This window comes from Comamonas aquatilis (assembly GCF_965139575.1).
GTDB lineage: Bacteria > Pseudomonadota > Gammaproteobacteria > Burkholderiales > Burkholderiaceae_C > Comamonas > Comamonas aquatilis.
Map to the genome: position 1 here is coordinate 106,901 of NZ_CBCSIW010000007.1, position 15,481 is coordinate 122,381.

12 protein-coding genes are annotated in these 15,481 nt (G+C 59.1%); all 12 read right to left on the reverse strand.

Annotation, left to right across the window (positions count from 1 at the left end; genetic code table 11):
* Positions 1 to 107: 107 nt before the first annotated feature.
* Positions 108 to 1,214, reverse strand: a complete 1,107-nt coding sequence (locus tag ACNAZA_RS11185) for a dienelactone hydrolase family protein (protein WP_415796643.1) — start codon at positions 1,212 to 1,214, stop codon at positions 108 to 110.
* A 71-nt stretch (positions 1,215 to 1,285) separates the two neighbouring features.
* The gene (locus ACNAZA_RS11190) at positions 1,286 to 2,803 is read right to left on the reverse strand and encodes a DUF1302 domain-containing protein (RefSeq protein ID WP_415796644.1); all 1,518 of its coding nucleotides are present in this window, start codon (positions 2,801 to 2,803) and stop codon (positions 1,286 to 1,288) included.
* A 34-nt stretch (positions 2,804 to 2,837) separates the two neighbouring features.
* Positions 2,838 to 4,217, reverse strand: coding sequence for a DUF1329 domain-containing protein (locus tag ACNAZA_RS11195; RefSeq protein WP_415796645.1), 1,380 nt, complete (start codon positions 4,215 to 4,217; stop codon positions 2,838 to 2,840).
* Positions 4,218 to 4,512: 295 nt separating this feature from the next.
* Positions 4,513 to 6,234, reverse strand: a complete 1,722-nt coding sequence (locus ACNAZA_RS11200) for a class I adenylate-forming enzyme family protein (RefSeq protein ID WP_415796646.1) — start codon at positions 6,232 to 6,234, stop codon at positions 4,513 to 4,515.
* Position 6,235: 1 nt separating this feature from the next.
* Positions 6,236 to 7,360: an acyl-CoA dehydrogenase family protein gene (locus ACNAZA_RS11205; RefSeq protein WP_415796647.1), complete on the reverse strand. Its 1,125-nt coding sequence runs from the start codon at positions 7,358 to 7,360 to the stop codon at positions 6,236 to 6,238.
* Between the two features lie 43 nt (positions 7,361 to 7,403).
* Positions 7,404 to 8,600 carry an acyl-CoA dehydrogenase family protein gene (locus tag ACNAZA_RS11210; protein WP_415796648.1) on the reverse strand — a complete coding sequence of 399 codons (1,197 nt, stop codon included), beginning with the start codon at positions 8,598 to 8,600 and terminating at the stop codon, positions 7,404 to 7,406.
* Positions 8,601 to 8,615: 15 nt separating this feature from the next.
* Positions 8,616 to 9,683, reverse strand: a complete 1,068-nt coding sequence (locus ACNAZA_RS11215; RefSeq protein WP_415796649.1) for an MBL fold metallo-hydrolase — start codon at positions 9,681 to 9,683, stop codon at positions 8,616 to 8,618.
* The gene (locus ACNAZA_RS11220; RefSeq protein ID WP_415796650.1) at positions 9,676 to 11,487 is read right to left on the reverse strand and encodes a long-chain-acyl-CoA synthetase; all 1,812 of its coding nucleotides are present in this window, start codon (positions 11,485 to 11,487) and stop codon (positions 9,676 to 9,678) included. Before ACNAZA_RS11220 ends, ACNAZA_RS11215 begins: the two co-directional genes overlap by 8 nt.
* 41 nt (positions 11,488 to 11,528) lie before the next feature.
* On the reverse strand, positions 11,529 to 12,710 hold the full coding sequence (locus tag ACNAZA_RS11225; RefSeq protein WP_415796651.1) for an acyl-CoA dehydrogenase family protein: 1,182 nt from the start codon (positions 12,708 to 12,710) through the stop codon (positions 11,529 to 11,531).
* An 18-nt stretch (positions 12,711 to 12,728) separates the two neighbouring features.
* Complete coding sequence (locus tag ACNAZA_RS11230; RefSeq protein ID WP_415796652.1) at positions 12,729 to 13,910, reverse strand: lipid-transfer protein; 1,182 nt, start codon at positions 13,908 to 13,910, stop codon at positions 12,729 to 12,731.
* A gap of 20 nt (positions 13,911 to 13,930) precedes the next feature.
* On the reverse strand, positions 13,931 to 14,347 hold the full coding sequence (locus tag ACNAZA_RS11235; RefSeq protein WP_415796653.1) for a MaoC family dehydratase: 417 nt from the start codon (positions 14,345 to 14,347) through the stop codon (positions 13,931 to 13,933).
* A 13-nt stretch (positions 14,348 to 14,360) separates the two neighbouring features.
* Positions 14,361 to 15,476, reverse strand: coding sequence for an acyl-CoA dehydrogenase family protein (locus tag ACNAZA_RS11240; protein ID WP_415796654.1), 1,116 nt, complete (start codon positions 15,474 to 15,476; stop codon positions 14,361 to 14,363).
* Positions 15,477 to 15,481 lie beyond the last annotated feature (5 nt).

The following is a 15,481-nucleotide window of genomic DNA, read 5'->3' on the forward strand; positions in this document are numbered from 1 at the left end:
TTATGACGCTTACAGTATTGGATAAGCCTCATATTTCATTGAAAAAGGCCAGCCAAATGCTGGCCTGCAGAAGATATGCGCTGAGATGCTGTTTGAAATTTCAGCGCTTACAGCTCGAACTTCACTTTGAGAAATTGCATGAGCTGCTTTCCTGCCAGGCTGCGCGCGGTTTCGTCGCGGCCGCTGATGTAGCCCACTTTCACGCAGTCACCGAGCGCCTTGCCGTTTTGCACGCGAATCTGGTAGCGGGTCTGACGATCCGGGTTGGCCCCCGCAGGGATCAAAGGCTTGCCATTGAAAGTGGGAAAGTCCTTGTCATTGAACTCAATATTGCAGCCAGCCAGATAGGGTCGGTCCGTCATCTCACGCGGCTTGTTGCTTTCCCAGTCATGACCAGCCTTGGCATAGACCACGGTGCTCACCTCAGATCCCGCCTGGCGCAGCAAGGCCTCTTGCTGGGCGCAAGCCACCAAGTCATTGGAGGCATCCCGACCCGCCCGAAAACTCAGCAACGGCGCACCTGTGGTCTTGCGCGTGGCCATCTGCGTATAGCAGGGGCCATAGAAATCCACATGTACGGCAAATGGCTTCTGGCTGGGAGCCAGCTTGCTCTTGATGCGTTCGTCCATGCTCATGCGCGCAGCAATGCCGCCTTTGGAGAAGCCCATGACACCTATGCGTCGCTCGTCGATGGCTGGATGTTTGTTCAACGCCTTGAGCGCCGCATAGCCATCGGCCACGGCATCGAATTCCGAGGTCCCCATGATCTTGAGTGCATAGGGCATCTCCTCGCTGATGCCACGAGGCTTGAAGTTGTCCACCACCAAGGCCGCAATACCGTTGTCGGCCAGCGCCTGCGCCGTTTCCATTTCGCGCCCGGGAATGGCACCAGCGCCGCCAGGCAAAATCACCATGGCAGGTACCGGATTTTTGTCACTGGCGTTCTGCGGCAAAAACAGCTTGCCCATGCCCATGGTGGCTTCCGCCTTGGTGGGCTGGTTCAGCAGTACATCAAGGTCGTAAGGGCTGCTGGATCTGTAGCGAATATCGCCCTGTGTATCGCCATGCAGCACGGTGGGCGGCATCATGGGAATGACTTTGGGCAGTGGCGGCAGCGCATCGAACAGAGACTGTGCGCCAGCTGCCGCACTCCACAGACACAGCATGCTCCAGCCCAGCGGCGACCAGTTTTTCTTGGCAATCACGAATGGCATTGTTTACTCCCGGCTCAGACACAAAAGCCCGGGCAGGCCCGGGCTTTTGCTAAAGGGCTCGATCCTGAAAGTTAGAACGAGTACTTCACGGTCATGGAAAGCTGATCGCGATCGGCCAGTGGGCGTGCACGCAGGGCATCGTTGGAAGGATTGCCCAGATAGTTGATGTATGCGACGTTCACCGAGAGGTTGCTCTTGCGCACAAAAGTCGCGCCAATGCTCAGACGGCTGTCGCTTTGGCCGCCGCCAAAGGTGCCCACCAGCGCACGGCCACGCAGTTGCGACTGGTAGCTGATAGGAACCGTCAGATCCCAGCCCTCAAAGATGCCGGGGTAACCGAGAGTCAGCGTCGCGCCGGCCACCAGCGAATTGCGGGTTTTGAATTGCAGGTTATCTACGTTACTGCCATCGTCCACGCTCATCACCCGCGATCCGGAAATTTCCGCTGCCAGCGACATGTCATCCGCAATGCTGGTGCGACCGATATTGAAAATACCGCCCATATTGCCCTGAACCATGTCACCGCGAACCGCTACACCGTTGCCGTTCAGCACGGCCGCTCCCTTGCGATAACTGGCTTCACCAAAGGCAGAGAACTTGCCGAAGGTCGTGCTGACCGTGGTGCCCAGCATCTTGATGTCATCAAAATAGCGCACCTGGTAGCCGGTAGGCACAGCCCCCCGCATATTCACCACCAGAGAGGGGGTGCGGTCGTTGTAGTTCAGGTAATAGAGGCCTACTTCGGTTTCTTCGGTCACGCGATAGCGGCCACCAAAGCCCCATTGACCGGTGCTGCTGGGGCGAATGTCGGTCCCACGGGCCAGGCCGCGACATACACCGCCGTTATAGACACCCAGGCAGCTGGCACCAGGGCCCAAGGCATTGCTTGTGCTGGTGTACATGCCAGGCGCGGGCACCAAGGTCTCATGGAAGCCAAACTGATAGTGACCCAGAAGCGAGAGACGAGGACTCAGTTCAAGCGAGGCCGAGATCTGATCCTCCGGCAGCAAGATTTCCTTGATCTCCGCACCGGGAGAAGCGGCCTTGGCGCCGTCGCTGGGGCCTTGAGCCGCAGCGATGTTGGCAAAGAACAGCGATTCACCCCAGTTCACCACCTGCTTACCCACACGCACCGTGGCACGGGATTCACCCATGTTGAAGCTGGTGTAGGCATAAGTGTCGAGCAGACGTGAATAGCCACCGCCATAGCGCTTGGCCGCCGCGTTGAACTCGTTGACCGGCCCTACCGTGCTGATAGGCCCCTTGTTGTCGTTGCTGCGATGGTAAACATCGTCATAGAAGGTGCTGGCGTTCAGTACAAAGCCGCTATCGCCCTTGGACAACTTGCTTTCAAACAAGGCCCCCAGACGATTGGCGGTCAAAGATCCTTTGGCAAAGTTCATATTGCCATCGGTGCGCAGCGCCGGCACGGAAGTTGGGTCGCTCAAACGCGTTCCAATGCCATAGCTCACGTTCAAGCGCCAGTCGAGCTTCAGCCCGTCGCCCAGCTCGACACTCTCCCCCGCGTAAACGGCCCCCATCCCCGAAGAGAGCAAGCATGCCATTGCAATGGGCTTGAGCTTTTTCATGTTTTTTTTCATAGCTAGTTATTTTGAAAAAGGGTTAGGTACCCAGGTTGCGTGCGGCCTGAGGTGTGAACTGAGAAGGCTCCATACCGCCCTTGTTCAAGACCGGCCCCAGCGGGCGCTCCTGGAACAGGTTGTAGGCCATGTATGAGCCGGAGTTCAGGTCGTGATAGAACGAGGTGCCGGCATGCCAGGCATTGATGTCAAACGAGTAGTAGTAGTTGATGAAGGCGTGTTGCCACAGCTGACCACGCGCGTCATACACATCCGATGCCACGGCCTGCCCTGTATCTTCGTCAATGAAGAGCACACGCTTGCCAAACAGGTGACGGTAGCCTTCCTTGAGCGAGCCTTCCACAGCCCAGACGCGGCGCAGTTCATAGCGCATGAATTCAGGGTTGGCATGGTTTTGCTTGAGCAGGTCCGCGTACTTGATGGTGGGCTGGTGAACCTTGTAGGCGTTGGCAGGAATAAACATTTCCTTTTTGCCAATCAGCTTCCAGTTGTAACGCTCCGGCGAGCCGTTGAAGAGGCGGTCCGAGTCAATTGTCAGCTTGCCGCCTGTGCCTGGCATGGGTTGATCAAAGCCATATTCGGGCACCTGACGCACACGACGCGTGCCGGCGTCATAGCTCCAGGCCAGACGCTTGTCCTTGGCAAAATTGACGGGTTCGGTGGTCATGGATACGCCACCTTTTTCGCGCTCAGGCAGCAGAACACGCGTTCTCGCATAGGCCATGCGACCTTCGATCGGCTTGCCTCGGTTCTCCGCTGCCGTTGTGATATCCAGGTTCAGGTTTTCCTGGCGACCGAAGCTCATGGTTCCATCGGACAGTACATTGGCCACATCGCGGACCATGTTCTCTGTCGTGGCACGCATGGGCAGCAGATTGTTCCAGACCAGTTCCAGACCGTTCTTGGGAATCGGGAAGTTGATGCCACCCAGATAGCCCTTGACGCCCAGACCGCCATCGGTCACTTCAGACTCCAGCGCATTCTTCTTCACGACTTCGCAGACATCATCTGCATAGCGGAAATCACGGTGGCCCTTGTAGACCGGGATCTTCATGGTCTGGGGGTACTTCTGGAACATGGCTTTCTGGCCAGGGCTGAGCTTGTCTGCATACTTTTCAGCGTTCTCGGCCGTGATGACGAAAATCGGCTTCTCGTCTGCATAAATATCCACGGGATGCTTGCCGCTGGACTGGGTGTGTGCCACACCTGCAGGCGCGCCTACCCATTTGCCCGTAAATTCAGGGATGGTTCCTTCCTTGTTGCCGGCCTTGATAGCACCGACGCAAGTCAAATTTTTACCCAGCTGATCTGCCTCGCTTGCTGGCACTTTGGCCCAGGCAGAAGTCACCAACAACAAGCCCGCAGCGATAGCCAGCGGCGTCTTAACTAGCGCAATCGTCATTTACATCTCCTTAGTTATCCAACCTGTATTTGCTGCATTCACCGAGTTTTTCAGCGTGAGAAAACACTCAACTCAGCGGCAGTTGGATAGTGATGGCTGCCTTCATTTCGCCCATCGTCTAATAAGACTACTGTCAGACCCGCAGTGCTTTTCCGCCTGCGACGGCCCAACGAAAAAGCCCGTCGACGCAATGCAAGCGTCGACGGGCTTCTAGAGAAAGCAGCGCGTTTTTTACCAAATTAAAAGGCAGCCAACACCCGGCATCGAAGAGGCCGTGTTCAGAACGCCAGGCGGCTTAGAGCAAATGCTCGACATCCTTTCGCAGAGAATTCTTGAGCATTTTTCCGGCCGGATTGCGAGGTAGCGGCTGCGCCCTCAGAAAGACTTTGCTGGGTACTTTGTATGACGCCAGTCGCTGCGCCACAAAGTCGCGAAGCTGCTCCTCCGTCAAATGGCTCTCGGCCTTACCCACGACCACAGCCACCACCTGCTCTCCCGTAACCTCATGGGGCATGGAGAACACAGCCACCTCATCCAGCAGCTCGTGCTGCATCAGGCAGGACTCCACCTCTACAGCGGCAATTTTTTCGCCACTGCGGTTGATCACATCCTTGATGCGATCCACGATAGTCAGGAAGCCGTCTGAATCGATAACGCCTATGTCACCGGTTCGGAACCAGCCATCGACGATGGCGGCCTGCGTCGCTTCAGGCTGGGCCCAGTAGCCCTGCATCAAGCTCACCCCTTTGAGCCACACCTCGCCCGCCGAGCCGGCTGGGAGCGCAGAGCCATCCAGATCCGCGATCCTGACTTCGATGATGGGCGACAGCGTTCCAGCACTTCCGGGTCGCTCCTCAAAGCCGCGACCTGAGCAAGCCGCACATACCCCATTGGACTCGGTCAAACCGAATCCTATACCGGACATACGGCCGGGAATCGTTTGCAGCACATCCCCGATCAAGCGGGGATTGATGGCAGCCCCACCGAAGCCAAGCCCCGAGAGATCGCCTGAATACTCTTCCCGCTTGAACTCTGGGCGCTCGATCAACTGCTGCACCATGCTGGGCGCACCGTTGAACTGCGTCACGCGCTCCTTGCGAATCACTTCAATGGCCTGAGCCGCATCCCAGCGATAGAGAAATACTAGGCGACGGCCGTGGCGCAGAGAGATCAGCAACTGCGCATGCATGCCGCTGATATGAAACAGAGGTACTGCACACAGTGTCGTAGGCTGCAGCTTCTTGGCCATGATGCGGGCCACTGCATCGGGCGAAGTCATGGCGGCAATCGCGCCGATGAAATCAATATTGAAGATGCTCTGACATACCGACCTGTGGGTAGAAGAAACACCTTTCGCACGGCTGCTTGAACCCGAGGTAAAAAGAATCAAGGCCTGATCATCGGGGTCAATCACGGGCGCGTCGTAACCGGAATGCCCATCGGCAATCAGTTCATTCCACGCATAGTCCCCTGCCTCGGCATCCACCACAATCAGCTTGGGTCCCTTGCCTTGGAGCCCTTCACGCACGCGCTCGAAGCGATCCGCGTCGCAAATCAGCCAGTCAGGGGTCGTATCCTCCAGATTCGCCAGCAACTCACTACCCAAGCCAAAGCTGTTGAGCAGCACAGGCACGGCGCCAATCAACGCGGCACCAATGGCGGCAACCGCCCACTCCGGACGATTGCGCATGGCCACGGCAATCCGGTCACCGGCTTTCACACCCAGTTCTTTTTGCAGGCGGCATGCCAGGGCGTCAGCAGCGGCGAAAAACCGTGCGTAGGTCCAGCGCTCTTCTCCGTAGATCATGAACTCTGCGGCGGAGTGAACTCTTGCCGAGTTCAGCAGTTCCGGAAAGGTCTTGAACGCATTGCGATAAGCACTTACCCATTGCCCGTCACGCAGTTGAACCTGTTCCAGTTCAAAGGGTGCACCTGGCGCGGTCAGCTGAGATCGCAAGGCCTTGACTTGATCTCCCACACCTTCGATTTGTTGCGTGCCTTCGTTGTGTGCAGTCATTTCAGAACCCCTTCAATGTGGCATAGCGGTCACGGTGAAAGCTGGCGTCCCCCAACATGCGCTGCAGCATGCGCGCACGCTTGTAAAACAGCCCCAGATCCAGCTCATCGGTCACCCCGATGCCCCCATGCAGCTGCACGGACTCATTGCCGATCTTCTCGCACAGCTCCGCCGCCCGGGCCTTGGCCATGCTGCTGTATAGAGCCACATCGGACTCACGGCCGGCGTCGATGGCCTCGAATGCCGCCAGCACACAGCTCTCAAGCAACTCCAGCTCGGCATAAAGACGGGCCACGCGATGCTGCAGCGCCTGAAACGATCCGATCACCACGTCGAACTGCACACGCTCCTTCATATAGGCCACGGTGCGCTCGAAAATCTCGCGCAGCAAGCCCAGGCTCTCGGCCGCCAGGCAGGCGCGCGCCCTATCCAGGGTTTCGTCCAGCGCCTTGCGTGCAGACTCGGCACTCAAAGCCATATCCGGCGTCAACACCACATTGTCAAAAAGCACACGCGCTACGTTGCGGCTGTCGAGCATCTGCATGGGCTGCACGTTCACGCCTGCCGCGTCCGCGGGCACCATCCACAGCGTCAATGCCTGCAGCGGGCCTGCGGCCACGATGAAGGCGTCGGCACCCGCGCCGTCAAAGACAAAAAATTTCTCACCGTTCAGACGCTGCCCATTGGCGCCTTTCACGACCTCGGTCGCCATGGACGGATGCAGATGCTTGCCCGACTTTTCATCCACCGCCAGTGCAATACGCGCTTCTCCTGAAGCCAGCCTGGGAAGCCAATGCGCCTGCTGCGCGCTGCTGCCAGCGCGAATCAGCAGCTCAGGTGCAATGACCGCCTGGCTCAGCAAGGGCTGCGCCGCCAGCTGGCGCCCCAGCGCCTCAAACACCGCCCCCATGCCCAGATAACCGACCTGCAAGCCATCATGCGCCTCGGGCAGCACCGCAACAGGCCAGCCCATCTCTACCATCTGCTGCCACAGATGGGCATCAAAGCCCTGGGCCACTTTGTCGTCACGCAGCTTGCGCTGCTGGGCGACCGGCGCCTGCTCGGACAGAAAAGCCATCGCGCTGTCCTTGAGCAGCTCCTGTTCCTGCGACAAAAGCATTGTCATTTCTTGTCTCCTATCGATTTTTTTCTAGGCCTTGCAAATGCGCTCAGCCCGGCAAACCCAGCACGCGCTTGGCAATGATGTTGAGCTGAATCTCTGAACTGCCGCCAGAGATGACGTAGGTCTTGGTGCGCAGCCAGGTGCGGCACACATCCAGCTCGTCGGCCGTGAACTCCTCACCTGACCAGCCCAGACCACGCAGTCCCATGGCCTGCTCCAGCAACTCGTACTTGGCCACTTCCTGCTCTGTCTGCACCAGCTTCATGATGCTCACGGGGCCGCTCACATCCTGGCGCGCCAAAGCTTTCTCCGTCACCCGGCGGTGTGTCAGCGAAAAAGCCTGCGCATCCATGAGCACGCCTGCGAGCTGGTTGCGCAACGCGCTATCTTCGATCTTGCCGTCCTCATCGACCATGTAGCGAATCGCTGTCTTGAGCAAATCATGCGAAGGTGCGCCTCCTTCGGTGAACTTGGACATGGCCGCGCGTTCATGCTGCAGCAGCTTTTTGCCCAGCGTCCAGCCCTCGCCCTCTTTGCCCACCAGCTGACGTACCGGCACCCGCACATCGTCGAAGAACACCTGGCAAAAGCTGGACTTTCCGCTGATGAGCTCGATGGGCTTGACCGTCACGCCAGGGCTCTTCATGTCAATCAACAGAAAGCTGATGCCGCTTTGCTTCTTGACCGAGGTGTCGGTACGAACCAATGCATACATCCAGTCGGCCTTGTCGCCATCCGAAGTCCAGATCTTGCTGCCATTGACGATGTAAGCCTCGCCCTGCTCGTCGCTGACGCGGCGCGCGAAAGTCTTGAGGCTGGCCAGATCAGAACCCGCGTTAGGTTCCGAGAATCCCTGGCACCAGCGTCGCTGCCCCTTCATCATGGGAATCAGATGCTCTTGCTTTTGCTCATGCGTACCCGCTTCGAGCAGCACAGGACCCAGCATCCAGACGCCCAGGTTGTACTGGGGCTGGCGGCAACCCAGACGCGCCATTTCTGTTTCCAGCACGCGATTTTCCTTGGGGTTCAAGCCGCCGCCACCATACTCCCTGGGCCATGAAGGCGCAAACCAGCCTTTCTCGCGCATGCGTTCAAACCAATGCTGCTGGTCTTCGTTCAAAAACTTCAGCTGGCTCCCTCCCCACACCATCTCCTCAGAAACAATGGGACGGCGCAAGCTCTCAGGGCAGTTGCTTTCCAGCCATTGCGCTACGTCTTGTCTGAAATCATCCAGATCGGTCATGTCATCTCCTAATATTCAAGCCAGCGCATAGCTGTCAATCTTGCCAGTCCGGCGTTCGCGGCGCAGCGTCCCCGCATACATCAGCAGGTTCAAATGAGCTATCGTTTCCCCTAGTGCCATGAGGTGGTCAACCGCCCCTCTAAGCTTGGGAAACTGAGCCTTCATGATCTCCAGCGCACTGGCGCAGCTCACGCGCTCCAGATACGACTCGATGATCCTGTACTGCGCTTCGTGATGGGCGATCACCTCGTGCGCACGCTCGCGCACGCCATAGAAAACACCCTGATGTGATGGCAACACCAGCGTGCCCTCATCCAGCGCGGCCAGACGCTGCATGGATGCCATCCAGTCCTGAAGCGGATTGCCTTCCGGCTCCATGGGCGACACCATCACATTCGACGTAATGCGCGGAAGCAACTGATCGCCCGCCAGCAGCAGCTTGCCTTCCTCGTCGTACAGGCAGGCATGCTCCGGGGAATGCCCCTCGCCCAGCACCACACGCCAGCGGCGCTCACCGATGTGCAGAACCTGCCCGGCACGAATGCGCTGGTAGTCCTCGGGTGCTTTGGGCATGAAAGGGTCTTTGCGCATGGCGGTGAACATGCGGTCCATCAAGGCTTCATCCACCCCGGCTCGTTGATAGAACTCGAGATGCGCAGCAGGCAGCGGATCCGGCGGCGGGCCCATGACCCCGCGCATCATCATGTACTCGCCAAAGGTCATCAGCAGCGGCACGCCAAAGCGCTTCTGAATCCAGTGCGCCGCCCCTGCATGGTCATAGTGGCAGTGGGTGCAGATCAGGCGCGTCATGGGCTGCCCCTGCAGCAGCTCGCCAAAAATCTTCTCCCACAGCGCATGGGTGCTTGGAATGCCAAGCCCGGTGTCCACCACTGCCCAGCCGTTTCCGTCGCGCAGCAGATAGACGTTGATATGGTCTAGCGTCATGGGCATGGGCATGCGCGCCCACATGACGCCAGGGGCCACCTCAACCAGCGACCCATCGGCCTTTGGCGGCTCGAACGGGTAGCGCAGGTCCGCGCTGGCGCGAACCCGCTCATGGCTGACGCAGGCAGCGCTATCCACGCAAGGCCTCCTGCACCGATGCGGGCGTCAGCGGCACAAAGGTCTTTTGGCGATCATCCCGCACAAACATCACATCCTTGACCTGCTCGGGATCGAAACCCTGCTTTTGCAGATCCACTTTGCGCAGCTTGTAGTTGCCCGTGATGTCCGGTGCATCCATCAGGCGCACAAACAGCGGCGCTGCGTAGCGGGGCAAGCGCGCCAAAGCCATTTCGTAGAAGGCCTGGGGATCAAAACCCACCCCGGCAATCATGACCAATGCCACCATGCCGGCACGCCCTTCGTGACCGGGCACCTGCACGCCATACACCGTGGTGGCATCGGCACCGGGAAACTCGGCCAAGGCATCGGTGACCTCCATGGTCGAGACGTTCTCGCTCTTCCAACGGTAGGTGTCACCAATGCGGTCCACAAACCAGCAATAGCCGTCTTCATCACAGCGCAGCAGATCGCCCGATGACCACCAGGCGTCACCCTGTTCAAACACATTGCGCAGAATCTTTTTCTCCGATGCCTCCGTGCTGGTGTAGCCCTCGAAGCGGCCGGCCATGACTTCCGGGTGATCGACCATGCGGCCCAGCGCCTCGCCAGCCTCGTTGATGCCCACCGTCTGCAGATAGCCGTTGGCATCACGGATGTACTCACCTTTTTCCTGGTCGTACTTCACGATGCGCAAATTGGTTTTTTCCCAGAATGGCACACGCCCACAGGAGCCGATCCGGTTGTCTACGTTGATGGTGTTGGTGTTGGACTCGGTGCCGCCCCAGCCCTCATAAATCTGGAACACATCGCCAAAGCGCTCTACCCACTGGTTCCAGATTTCCGGCGTCAGGCCGGTACCGGCCATCTTGCGCAGCGTGTGCTGCTTGTCGTTGGTCTCGGGATCGCGACTCAGCAAAAAGCGGCAGATCTCGCCCACGTACTGGCAAGTCGTGATGCCGTAGCGGCGTACATCGCTCCAGAACTCACTGCGGCTGAACTTGCGCCGCACCACCAGACTGGCGCCAGCGCTCATGGCCGTCGAAGTCGCCGACATGGACGCCGCACCGTGGTACAGCGGCAGGAAGCAATAGAAGCAATCGTTTTCCGAAATCTCCCACAGCTCCTTCATCGCGTCACCGGCCACCAGCCAGCGGGCATGGCTGACGACGGCCGCCTTGGGCAAGCCGGTCGTACCGGAAGTGAAGATGTATTGGGCCGTATCACCCGCGAGCAAGGCCTCACGCCATGACGCCGGGACATTGCTGCCATCTTCCTGCAAAGCCGCAGCTTGCAGGTCCGCACCAAACTGCGCCAGCATCCCTGCCGGAGCTGGGCGCTCCGGATCCGGCCAGTGCAGATAGGCCAGCTCAGGATCCAGACCTTCGGTTTCTGCAAAGCGCGGCGCGCATTCCTCGCCCACAATGACATGGCGCGCATGCGTCACGCTGATGGCGTGAGACAGAGGCTTGCCGCTGACATTGGTGTTGATGAAGGCGGCTACGCCGCCGAGCTTGGTAATGCCGAACCAGGCGAGAAAAAATGCGATGCGGTTCTCGATCGCCATGGCGACCACATCCCCCTTGCGCACCCCTGCAGCCTGCAAGGCGCGCGCCACCTGATTGGCCTTGGCGTTGACCTGCGCATAGGTGTAGCGCAGGTCACCTTCCAGCAGAAAAGGCCGTTGTGCATGCTTGGTCGCACCCTCTTCCAGCCTGTCCGTCATGGTGTAGGGAGTGGACGCCAGATACCGCATCACCACCGGCGCGCGACGGTCGAGCTTTTCCTGCGTCTGCTCACGCGAAACGACGTTCAATACGCTCATCACATTGTCTCCGTTTGATCTTGTTGCTTGTGTGTGAGTGGTCAGCGAACCGGGCGAGGCATGCCCAGCCCGAACTGCGCAATCAGCTCTCGCTGAATTTCATTGGTACCGCCACCAAAGGTGTTGATGGTTGCGGCACGCAGCTCATACTCCAGCTCGCCCATCAGGAAGGAGGCTGCGGAGCCGCCGCGCACCATTGCGCTCTGGCCGACCACATCCATCAAGCGCGTGAGAATTTCCACGACGCCTTCGGAGCCATAGACCTTGGTCGAAGAAGCCAGGCCAACATCCATGGTTCCGGCCTCGAGATCGGCCGCAATGCGGAAGTTGATGAGACGCATGGCCTCCAGGCGCACAAAGCAGTCTGCAAGCGTTCGACGCACCCATGGCAGATCCACCGCACGGTGACCGTTCTCTTCCTTGGCCTTGGCCCAGGCCAGCACCTTGCCGAAAGGCGCAAACACCTTGTCGGACCAGGCTCCCAGCCCCAGACGCTCGTGATTGAGCTGCGCCGTAATGAGCTTCCAGCCGCCGTTGAGTTCACCTATCAGGCGAGAGGCAGGAACTTGCACGTTGTCGTAGTAGGTCGCGGCCGTGTAGTTGCCAACGGTCTGGATCAAGGTGTGTGAGAAACCCGGGTCCTTGGTATCCACCACCATAATGGACACACCTTTGTGGCGCGCCAGATCGGGGTTGGTTCGCGCGGCCAGCCACACATAGTCGGCAGACTCGATGCCGGAGGTCCAGAGCTTTTGACCATTCACCACAAAGTGGCCGGTTTGCAGATCGCCCTGCAGCTGCGCCTGCGTCTTGAGCATGGCCAGATCGGAGCCGGCACCAGGCTCGGAATAGCCGATGGCAAAAATGATGTCGCCACTGGCCATGCCAGGCAGAAACTCCTTTTTCTGCGCTTCCGTGCCGTGCTCCATCAAAGCAGGGCCTACCGTGCTGATGGTCACAAAGGGCAGCGGTGCGCCGGCGATATTGGCTTCTTCAAAGAAGATCAGCTGCTCGGTCGCCGACAGGCCCTGGCCGCCATACTCCTTGGGCCAGCCAATGGCCAGCCAGCCATCGCGCCCCATCTTGCGAATCAGTGCACGGTACTCATCGCCACCTTCGGCGCCGCGCATGCGGGCCTTGATCTCGGGCGTCATCAGCTCCGAAAAATAGTCGCGAACCTTCAAGCGCAGCGCATGCTGCTCGGGGGTCAAGTCAATCATCATGGCTTGTTCTCCTTTGCCTCAGGCGTCGTCGCCCAAAATCAGACCACTGGTGGGCACGCCGGTACCGGCCGTCACCACCATGTTGTGTACGTTCTGAACCTGATTGACCGACTGGCCGCGAATCTGACGCACCGCTTCGGCAATACCGTTCATGCCGTGGATGTAAGCCTCTCCGAGCTGGCCGCCATTGGTATTGATGGGCAATGAACCGCCACGTGCATGCTCTCCGGCACGGATGAAGTCCTTGGCCTCGCCACGCGGGACAAAGCCAAACTCTTCCAGCTGGGGCAGCACAAATGGAGAGAAATGGTCATAGAGGATGGCGCTTTGCACATCCTTGGGTGTCAGGCGACTTTGCTTCCACAGTTGCTTGGCCACATGTCCCATTTCAGGCAGACCCACGATCTCCTTGCGATAGAACGACGTCATGCTTTGCTGACCTTCCGTCATACCTTGGGCCGCGGCTTTGATGTACACGGGCTTAGCCTTGAGATCGCGCGCACGCTCGCTGGAGGTGATGACCATGGCCACAGCGCCATCGGACTCCTGGCAGCAATCGAGCAAATGCAATGGCTCGCAGATCCAGCGGCTGGCCTGATGCTCTTCCAACGTGATGGGTTTGCCATGAAAAAAGGCTTTGGGGTTGGTGGCCGCAAAATCACGCACGGCGACTGCTACGCGGCCAAAGTCCTCGCTGGTTGCGCCAAAGGCATGCATGTAGCGTTGTGCAAACATGCCCACCCAGGAGGCCGGTGTGTGAAAGCCATGGGGCATGTACCAGCCATAGTTCACATTGTCAAAAAATGGGGTGCTGCCGAAACCATAGCTGCCGGAGCCAAAGCGGTACCAGCTGCGCTCATTCATGGCGCGGTAAACCACCACGGTCTTGGCCACTCCGGTGGCAACCGCCATCGCGGCGTGCAAGATCGGGGCGCAAGCAGCACCACCACCGTGCGGTGCTTGCGAGAAGAAATTGACGTTGCGAGCACCCAGCAAGCGTGCGATTTCATAGTCGGGCACCTTGTCCACGGTGTAGGAAGAGAAACCGTCGACTTCCTTTGGATCAATGCCCGCATCCGCCAGAGCGGCCAGCGTAGCTTCCATCGCCAGACGCAGCTCGGTACGGCCGGAATTCTTGGAAAACTCGGTGGCACCCAAGCCGGCTATGGCTGTGCGCCCAGAAATATTCATGTCTGTCATGAGTGTGTCTCCGATTCTTTTTATGGCAGGGCTACTTGCACGGTGCCGCTCACATGAGCGCCCATGGAGTTCGTGCCCTTGAGCGTGATCTGCACACTGCGCGTGGCATCGTTCTTTTCGGTGATCGATCCGGTGAGCTTCATGCTGTCACCTGGATAGTTGGGAGCTCCAAGACGGATCTTCAGATCCATCAAACGTGCCTGCGGACCCGCCCAGCTCTCCACGAAGTTCTGCACCAGCCCGTTGGTGGTGAGGATGTTCATGAAAATATGGGCCGAGCCCAGCTGGCGTGCGGCTTCTAGGTCGTGGTGACCGGGGAAATAGTCACGCGTCGCAATCGCACCGCCGGCAATCAGGGGAACCGTAATCGGTACCGTCACGCTCTTGAGTTCATCGCCGGTCTTGACCGATTCAAAGCTTGGGGTTTGGATGTCCATGATCTAGTTCCTGTTAGCGGTCTTCGGGAAGGTCGTACTTCCAGCCAAGGTTGTCGTTGTCGGCCAGCCATTGGCCCAGAGCTTCAAGGTGGTGCTCACCGCTGCCAGCCTCCACGGCCAATGCACGGCACCAGAACTGGAAGCGGTGCATGGGATAAGTCACATCCACGCCCATGCCGCCGTGCACGTGCTGCGCCACACGGCCAACCTTCAGACCCATATCGTTAGACTGCGCACGCACGGCATGTGCTTGCGGCGCACAAGGCAGCCCGGCATCCAGACGCCATACCAGTTGCGCCAAAGTGCTGCGCTGTGCCTGCATCAGGATGTAGCCATCGGCCATCTGCCCGGCCACCAGCTGAAAGGAGCCAATCGGGCGATCAAACTGCTTGCGTTCGCTGACGTAAGCCACCGTGCGCTGCAGTTGCTCCCGAATCACGCCTTGCTGCAAGGCGGCAAGGCTGGCGATCGCATGCTCGTTGACCCAGGCCAGGGCCGCTGCATCCAGCACCGCCACAACCTTGGTATTGGCAAAACTCAGATCCGCAACAGCGCAGTAGTCTTCGCGCATGCCGGAAACGCGGCTCACCGTGGCATCGTCGAGCGCCACCAGCACCACCTGCTCCACGCCCTTGGTATTCGCTGCCACCAGCAGGCCGTACTTGGCTTGCGCACCCAGAGCAATGCCTTGTAGTTTGCCGTTGAGCCACTCGCCTTCAAGCTGCAGGTTTGCGCCACGGGTGTTGAACAGGGTCTGCAAAGACACGGTGACCAGCTCGCCTTGCAAGGCCTGCTGAACCACCGCCTGCGCAGGCTCCGAACTCTCCGCAAACTTGACCAGCGCGGCCGCCGCCACCTGCTGCTGCCACAGCGGCACCTGCGCCAGAGCACGCCCTTGCTGCTCCAGCACGGCCAGCAACTCGGTCATGCCAAGGCCCAGACCGCCGGCCGATTCGGGAACCAGGATGCTGTTCAATCCGGCCGCCACACACTGCTGCCACAGGTCCTGCATGAAGGGCTTGCCCGAGGTATCGTGCTCGCGCAATTTTTCGTCGGTGCAGTAGTCGGCAAACAGGCTTTGCGCCATGTCGGCAAATGCACGCTGGTCTTCACTGAGTTGGAAATCCATGAATG